Raw genomic sequence first — 8,456 nt, forward strand, 5'->3', positions numbered from 1 at the left:
CCGCCGCCGGCTTCCGCCCCGCCCGCCCCGGCTCACCGGCTGCGCGGGATCACCGGCCAGGACGCCTCGACCACGGCCGCCGGGTCCGAGCGGCGCAGGTAGGCCTGGAGCGAGGCCGACTGCTCGGCGGCCGCCCGGATCTGAAGGGCATGCAGCTCGGCGGGCGGCAGGGTGCCGACAGGGCGGTGCCGCTCTCCCATCCGGCGCACCACGCGCACGGCGGCCACCGCGTCGGCGCTGGCCTCGTGGGCTCCGTCGAGCGTGACCCCGTAGTGGTCGCACAGTGCTTGGAGGGCCCGCTTGCCCTTCCGGTACTTGTCGACGTGCTTGTCGATCACCAGCGGGTCGATGACGGGCGAGGGTGCCCCGCCGACCCGCTCGTCGACCGACGGCAGCCCGTGCCTGCGGCATTCGCGGTCCAGCAGTGAGAGGTCGTAGCGGGCGTTCATCACCACCAGTGGGACGCCCGAGCGCAGCACCTCGGCGACCGCGTGGGCGATCTCCTCGACCGCCGGGGCGGCCCGCGACCCGTGCTCGCGGGCGTGGTCGGTGCCGATGCCGTGGATCGCGGAGGCCTGTTCGGGTATCGCCACCCCCGGGTCGAGCAGCCAGGTGCGCTGCTCGGCGACCGCCCCGTCCGCGTCCAGCCGGACCAGCGCGGCGGTGACGATCCGGTCGTTCTCGACGTCGGTCCCCGTCGTCTCCAGGTCGAAGCCGACCAGTGTTCCCCGGTGCCAGCTCATCCCGATACCTCCTTCGTTGTGCGCTCCCCCATGTGCTGACCACCTTCGCACGGGCCACTGACAGAGCCCCAGGAGGCCTGCGGCGCACGGTCCGCCGGAAGGAGAGCGGCCGGGATGGTCAGGAGACCGGCCGGGAGTCCGTCCAGACCGATTCGAACTCCTCGCGGTACGTCTCGAAGAGGCCGTGCTCGCTGTCCTGCCCCGCCCGCACCACCGTGCGCCTGCCCCCGCCGCGCAGGACCAGCACGGGCGCCTCCATGCCCCGGGCCCGCCGCAGATAGGGCTGGACGACGCCCACGGCGTCCGGTCCGTCGCCGTCCACCAGGTAGGCGGTGAAGCGTGGCGTCTCGTCGAAGACCTGGATCTCGAACGCGCCCGGGTCGCGGAGCTTGGAGCGCACCCGGCGCATGTGCAGGATGTTCATCTCCACCGAACGGCTCAGTTCGCCCTTCTTGAGGCCGAGTTCCCGCTCCCGGCGGCGCACCGCGCTGCTGGCCGGGTTGATGAACAGCAGCCGGACCCGGCAGCCCGATTCGGCGAGCCGGACGAGCCGGCGGCCGGAGAAGTTCTGCACGAGCAGGTTGAGCCCTATGCCGATGGCGTCGAGCCGCCGTGCCCCGCCGAAGAGGTCCTCGGCGGGCAGCTGGCGCTGGAGCCGGACCCGGTCGGGGTGGACGGAGACCACGTCCGCGTACCGGTCGCCGACCAGCTCCTCCACCGCGTCGACCGGCAGCCGGTCCGCGGAGGGCACCCCCGCCCCGCTGCCGAGGATGTCCAGGAGCCGGGCGGAGGCGCGCTCCGCCTGGGCGAGGACCGCCTCGTTGAGCGCGCGGTTGCGGGAGACGACGTTGCGCGCGACCTCCAGCTCGTCCAGGGCCAGCTCGACGTCGCGCCGGTCGTCGAAGTACGGCTCGAAACAGGGCCAGTGCTGGACCATCAGTTCGCGCAGCTGCGGCAGCGTCAGGAAGCTGAGGACGTTGTCGTCGGCCGGGTCCAGCAGATAGCCCTTGCGGCGCGAGACCTCGCGTACGGCGACGGCGCGCTGCACCCACTCCTGCCCGGCCGGTCCGGCCGCGGCCACCACCCACTCCTCGCCGTGCACCGGCTCGTAGATCGGCCGGAGCACCGCGGCGACGACGGCCCGCAGACGTTGTTCGACCAGATTCAGCCAGATATAGGCGCGTCCGGCCCGCTGGGCCCGGGTGCGCACCTCGTTCCAGGCCTCCGAGCCCCAGTCCAGCTCGGCGCCGATCTCCATGGGCTGCGCGAGGGACACCGCCCCGGGCGGGGCATCGGTCGATTCCCCCTCGTGACCCGCGTCACCTGGGGGCAGCTCGAACCCTCCCGAGCTCACCCGCGTACCGCCTTCCACTCCCCCACCCAACGATCAAGGAAGGGTACTCCGGGACCACGATCCGACGCAGCCCGATGCGCAGGCGACTTTCTCAACTCCCCTGCGCGTAAGGCTTGTTCTTGGCGGCGAGATCGGGTGGAGTGAGCGGATTCATAGTGATTAGGGCCCCTGCCCCGGGGCGGGAACCGGACGCCCACCGGGTGACGGGGTCCGGAAGCACGTCCGGGGCGGCACGGGAGTGTCCGAAGTTGACCGGTCCGGCGACGGGACCCGGCCGCACCGGGCGACGTCCTAGGTGAGCACCGTGTTTTCGGGGAGTATTCGGGAAGCATCGGGCCGAGGAAAGCCACCGCACCCGGATCAGAAGTGGAAGAGTCTTCATCATGCAGGTCTGGCCGGGACACGCTTACCCCCTCGGCGCCACGTACGACGGCGCCGGCACCAACTTCGCGGTCTTCTCGGAGGCCGCCCACCGGATCGAGCTGTGCCTGTTGCACGACGACGGTTCGGAGACGGCGGTGGAGCTCCGCGAGACCGACGCCTTCGTGCGCCACGCCTATCTGCCCGGGGTGATGCCGGGGCAACGGTACGGCTTCCGGGTGCACGGCCCCTACGAACCCGAGCGCGGGCAGCGGTGCAACTCCGCGAAGCTGCTGCTGGACCCGTACGCCCGTGCGGTGGCCGGGAAGATCCAGTGGGGCGAGGAGGTGTACGGCTACCCGTTCGGCAGGCCGGACGCCCGCAACGACCTCGACTCGGCCCCGCACACCATGAGCTCGGTGGTGGTCAACCCGTACTTCGACTGGGGCGACGACCGCCGCCCCCGGACGGACTACCACCGGACCGTCATCTACGAGGCCCATGTGAAGGGCCTGACGATGCTGCACCCGGGGCTGCCACCCGAGCTGCGCGGCACCTACGCGGGCCTCGCACACCCGGAGGTGATCGCCCACCTGACCGAACTGGGCGTCACCGCGATCGAGCTGATGCCCGTGCACCAGTTCGTGCAGGACCACCGGCTCTCGGACATGGGGCTCGCCAACTACTGGGGCTACAACACCATCGGCTTCTTCGCCCCGCACAACACGTACGCATCCTGGGGCGACCGCGGTGAACAGGTGCTGGAGTTCAAACAGGCGGTGAAGGCGCTGCACCAGGCGGGCATCGAGGTCATCCTCGACGTGGTCTACAACCACACGGCCGAGGGCAACCACCTCGGACCGACCCTCTCCTTCCGCGGCCTCGACAACGCCTCCTACTACCGGCTCACCGACGACCAGCGCTATTACATGGACACCACGGGCACCGGGAACTCCCTGCTCATGCGGTCCCCGCACGTCCTCCAGATGATCATGGACTCGCTGCGGTACTGGGTGACCGAGATGCATGTGGACGGCTTCCGCTTCGACCTCGCGGCAACACTCGCCCGGCAGTTCCACGAGGTGGACCGGCTCTCCTCGTTCTTCGACCTGGTGCAGCAGGACCCGGTGGTCAGCCAGGTGAAGCTGATCGCCGAGCCGTGGGACGTCGGCGAGGGCGGCTATCAGGTGGGCAACTTCCCGCCGCTGTGGACCGAGTGGAACGGCAAGTACCGCGACACGGTCCGTGATCTGTGGCGGGGCGAGCCGCGCACCCTGGCGGAGTTCGCCGGGCGGCTCACCGGCTCCTCCGACCTCTACCAGGACGACGGCCGCCGGCCGCTCGCCTCGATCAACTTCACCACCTGCCACGACGGCTTCACCCTGCACGACCTCGTCTCGTACAACGACAAGCGCAACGACGCCAACGGGGAGGAGAACCGGGACGGCGAGAGCCACAACCGGTCCTGGAACTGCGGCGCGGAGGGCGAGACGGAGGACCCGGAGGTCCTGGAGCTGCGGGCCCGTCAGATGCGGAACTTCATCGCCACCCTGATGCTCTCGCAGGGTGTGCCGATGCTGAGCCACGGCGACGAGTTCGCCCGTACGCAGAACGGCAACAACAACGCCTACTGCCAGGACAACGAGCTGGCCTGGGTGCACTGGCCCGACCCGGACGAGAAGGCCGACGGCCCCGCCTCGACGCTGCTGGAGTTCACCCGGGCCATGGTGTGGCTGCGCCGCGACCACCCCGTCTTCCGGCGCCGCCGCTTCTTCCACGGACGGCCGGTGGAGGGCACCCACGACGAGCTCTCCGACATCGCCTGGTTCACCCCCGAGGGCGAGGAGATGACGCAGCAGGACTGGCAGGCGGCCCACGCCAAGGCGATGACCGTGTTCCTGAACGGGCACGCGATCTCGGAGCCGGGGCCGCGCGGCGAGCGGATCTCCGACGACTCGTTCCTGCTGATGTTCAACGCGAGCGCCGAGACGCTGGAGTTCGCCGTCCCGGTCGGCCACGGGGAGCAGTGGCAGGTCGTCGTCGACACCGCGCGGCCGGACGGCGTGGAGCCGGGGGCGGGACCGAAGGTCGCCGAGGCCGAACGGGTCACCCTGATCGGGCGCAGCCTGACCGTGCTGAAGCGGCCCGCCTGAAGGCCCGGTGGGCCGGGAGCGGGAGTGAGTGTTCCGTCCGGGGTGACACGGATCGCCCCGGGCGGGGTACGTAGGAGTCCATGACGCCCACCGCCACGTACCGGCTTCAGCTCCAGCCCGACTTCCCGTTCGCCGCCGCCGAGAAGGCCGTGCCGTACCTCGCCGCGCTCGGCGTCTCGCACCTCCACCTGTCGCCCGTCCTGGAGGCCGTCCCCGGCTCCCCGCACGGCTACGACGTGGTCGACCACAGCCGGGTCCGGGCGGAGCTGGGCGGCGAGGAGGGGCTGCGCTCCCTCGCCTCGGCCGCCCGGGAGCACGGGCTCGGCCTGGTCCTGGACATCGTGCCCAACCACATGGCGGCCTCGCCCCGGCACAACCGGCGGCTGTGGGACGTGCTGCGCGAGGGCCCGTCCTCCCCGTCCGCCCGCTGGTTCGACGTCGACTGGACGGCCGGCGGGGACCGGGTGCTGCTGCCGGTGCTCGCCGGACCGCTCGGCGGAGAGCTGGAGCGCCTCGCGGTGGACGGGGAGGTGCTGCGCTACGGCGAGCTGGAGTTCCCGTTGCGCGCCGGCACGGCGGACCTTCCGCTGCCGGAGCTGCTGGACGCCCAGCACTACCGGCTCGGCTGGTGGCGCCTGGCCCGCACCGAGCTGAACTACCGGCGGTTCTTCACCGTCTCGGAGCTGATCGGCGTCCGCGTCGAACACCCGGAGGTCTTCGACGCCACGCACGCCAAGGTCCTCGAACTGCTCCGCGACGGGGTGCTGGACGGGCTGCGCGTCGACCATCCCGACGGCCTCGCCGCGCCCGCCGCCTATCTGGAGCGGCTGAACGAGGCCACCGGCGGCCGCTGGACGGTGGTGGAGAAGATCCTCACCGGCGACGAGCGACTCCCGGCGGACTGGGCGGTCGCGGGCACCACCGGGTACGACGCGCTGCACCGGATCGACGGCCTGTTCACCGACCCGTCCGGCTCGGCGGAGCTGCTCGTCCGCTACCGGGAGTTCGCGGACCCGCCCGGCGACCGGGGCGGCGACTGGACGGCGACGGTGCGCCGGGCCGCGTACCGGGTGGCGACGCATGAGCTGGCCGCCGAGACCGCGTGGCTGACCCGGCTCGCGGCCGGGATCTGCGACCGGGACCCCGCGCTGCGCGACCACGCGCCCTGGGCGCTGCGGACGGCGGTCCGGGAGCTGCTGGTGCGGATCCCGGTCTACCGCCCGTACGTCACGGCGGGCGAACGCCCGACGCGGATCGCCGAGGAGACACTGAGCGAGGAGGCGGTACGGGACGCGAAGGCGGTGTTCTCCGTCCCGGAGGAGGCGGCGGCCGTGGACGTCGTACGGGATCTGGCGCTCGGGCGGCTCGGCGACGGGGAGGAACGGGCGGCGTTCTGCGCCCGGTTCGCGCAGACCGCGTCCGCGCTGCACGCCAAGTCGGTCGAGGACACGGCGTTCTACCGGTACGTCCCGCTGCTCTCGGCCACCGAGGTGGGCGGGGACCCGGGGCGGCCCGCGGTGTCGCCGGAGGAGTTCCACGCCTTCGCGGCGCGGATCGCGCGCGACTGGCCCGCCACCGGCACGGTCCTGACCACGCACGACACCAAGCGCAGCGCGGATGTGCGGGCCCGGATCGCGGTGCTGTCCCAGTGCCCGGAGCGGTGGGCGGCGCTGGTGGCGGAGCTGTCGGCGGCGACCACCGTGCCGGCCCCGGATCCACAACTCGCTTGGGCGGCCTGGCAGTCGGCGTACGGCTGCGCGGAGCTGCCGGCCGAGGAGCTGTCCGAGCGGCTGGAGCCGGCGCTGCTGAAGGCGGTGCGGGAGGCGGGCCTGTTCACCAGCTGGACGGAGCCGGATCCGGTGTACGAGCGGGCGGTGACGGACTTCGTCGCCGCCGGCCCGGGCAGCGGGGCGGGCCCGGCCCGGACGTCGGTCGCCGCGTTCGCGGACGCGCTCGCCCCGCAGGTGCGGGCCCAGGTGCTGGGGGCGGCGCTGGTGCAGCTGACCATGCCGGGGGTGCCGGATCTCTACCAGGGCACGGAGTGCGAGTACCTGGCCTTGGTCGACCCGGACAACCGGCGGCCGTTCCGGCGGCCGGAGTTCCCGGATGAGAAGCAGGCGCTGACGACCGTCGCGCTGGGGCTGCGGCGGGAGATGCCGGAGGTGTTCGGGGAGTCGGGAACGTACGCGCCGCTGACGGCCCGGGGCCCGGCCGCCCAGCATCTGCTGTCCTTCTGCCGGTCGGACGAGGTGGTCACGGCGGTGACCCGGCTGTCGCTGCGGCTGGCCGAGGACGGGGGCTGGCGCGACACGGTGCTGGAACTGCCGGACGGGGGCCCCTGGCGGGACCTGCTGTCGGCCTCGCCGGGCCGGGAGTTCGCGGGCGGCGCGGTGGCGGCGGCCGAGCTGTTCGCCGAGCGGCCGGTGGTGCTGCTGCGGCGGGTGCGGGACTGAAGTGCCGGGGCCGTGACCGTCAGGACGGGCGTACGAGGAGGGTGCGCGGGCCGCGGGTGAGCAGGCCGCCCGCCGCCGGGCGGAAGCCGTCGGCCCAGCGGATCCCGGGCATCGCCGTCAGCAGGGCGCGCAGGCCGTGTTCGGCCTCCAGCCGGCCGAGGAGCGCCGCGGGGCAGCCGGCCGGGCCGATGAGCAGCGGGTCGGCGTCGGCGCGCAGCGGGTCGAAACGGTCGGGTGCGCCGAACCGGGCGGGGTCGCGGCCCGCCGCGCCGATGAGGCAGGCGACCGGTGCGTCGGCGGGGAGCGTGCCGCCGCTGACGGCCACCTCGGTACGGGTCCGGCGCAGCACGATCTGGACGGGCGGGTCGCGGCGCAGCGTCTCGGCCCAGGCCCGCCCGAGCAGCGTGGCGGCCCCTTCGCCGGACGTCGCGGCGGCCGACAGGTCGGGGTCGTCGAGCATGTTGGCGAGGAACGAGGCGAGGGCGTGCTCGCGGAGCGCGGTGGGCCCGGCGCAGTCACCGGGTCCCCCGGTCCACCGGTGGAGGGCGGCGCCCCGGGGCAGGGTGCTCAGGTCCGGGTAGGAGAGCCCGTTCGCGGCGGCGGCGGCGCCGGCGGGCAGCCAGCGGCAGAAGTCGGCGACCAGGTCCGCCCGGTCGCGCCCGGCGATCCGGCGGGCCAGGACGTACGCGGTCCGCTCGACGGCGGGTTCGGCGGTGCGGTACGGCACGGCCCGCGGGACGCAGACCAGGCTGCCCCGGCAGAGGCCGAGCGGGACGGGGGCCCGGCCGCGCGGGGCCCCGTCGTGCGGGTAGCCGGTGAACCGGGGGTCGGTGAGGGCCAGGGCCACATCGGCGTACCGGCTCAGCAGCCAGGCGCCGAGGCCCGGGTCGTAGCCGAGGGGGTAGTCGGTGCGCAGCAGGCGGTAGAGGCGTAGCCGGTACGGGTCCGTGGTGGCCCCCGGCGCCAGCAGGCCCGGCTGTCCGCCCGCGAGCCGGTGCGGGCGGCGGGCGGCGGGCAGGGCGTCGGGGCGGTCGGCCGGCATCCCGCGCCCCCTGGAGTCGGTGCGCCGGCTGTCGGCGCGCACCCTCTCAGCGGACCACCGCCGGGGGCGTACCGCAGTCGGCGTACGGCCGTTCGAGTGAGAGCGTGGGAGGCGAAGCGGGTGGATCCCGGCGGTGGGCAGGGAGCCGAGCGGTTCCGTGAAGGCCGCCGCCGCCCCGGTCGGCGCCACCCGGGAGACGACGTCATGGGGCGCGGCCGGGGCGGGTCCACGCCGGGCACCGCGCAGTCCTCACCGATCGCGCTGGGGACGAGGTGGGCGGCGGCCGTGGACACACCGGCGCCGGCCGGGCGCGGGTTGCGCCAGCAGCACTGAACCGGGGGGGGTCAGGCG

General features: G+C 73.6%; 5 protein-coding genes. 2 read left to right on the forward strand and 3 right to left on the reverse strand.

What is annotated here, in order from left to right:
- Positions 1-32: 32 nt before the first annotated feature.
- Positions 33-743, reverse strand: a complete 711-nt coding sequence (locus HET64_RS32950; RefSeq protein ID WP_215110822.1) for a 3'-5' exonuclease — start codon at positions 741-743, stop codon at positions 33-35.
- 118 nt (positions 744-861) lie between these two features.
- Positions 862-2,097 carry an SAV2148 family HEPN domain-containing protein gene (locus HET64_RS32955; protein ID WP_032790987.1) on the reverse strand — a complete coding sequence of 412 codons (1,236 nt, stop codon included), beginning with the start codon at positions 2,095-2,097 and terminating at the stop codon, positions 862-864.
- Positions 2,098-2,480: 383 nt separating this feature from the next.
- Here HET64_RS32955 and glgX point away from each other — a divergent pair, with 383 nt between their 5' ends.
- Together glgX and treY are read left to right on the forward strand one after the other, a co-directional pair.
- Positions 2,481-4,610: a glycogen debranching protein GlgX gene (gene glgX / locus HET64_RS32960; protein ID WP_215110823.1), complete on the forward strand. Its 2,130-nt coding sequence runs from the start codon at positions 2,481-2,483 to the stop codon at positions 4,608-4,610.
- An 80-nt stretch (positions 4,611-4,690) separates the two neighbouring features.
- A complete protein-coding gene (treY, locus tag HET64_RS32965; RefSeq protein WP_215110824.1) occupies positions 4,691-7,063 on the forward strand; it encodes a malto-oligosyltrehalose synthase in 2,373 nt (790 codons plus the stop codon).
- Between the two features lie 19 nt (positions 7,064-7,082).
- Here the strand turns inward: treY and HET64_RS32970 are convergent, their stop codons facing one another.
- Complete coding sequence (locus tag HET64_RS32970) at positions 7,083-8,105, reverse strand: cytochrome P450 (protein ID WP_215110825.1); 1,023 nt, start codon at positions 8,103-8,105, stop codon at positions 7,083-7,085.
- Positions 8,106-8,456: the final 351 nt, after the last annotated feature.

Origin of the sequence: Streptomyces sp. McG3, assembly GCF_018619185.1 — a bacterium.
GTDB lineage: Bacteria > Actinomycetota > Actinomycetes > Streptomycetales > Streptomycetaceae > Streptomyces.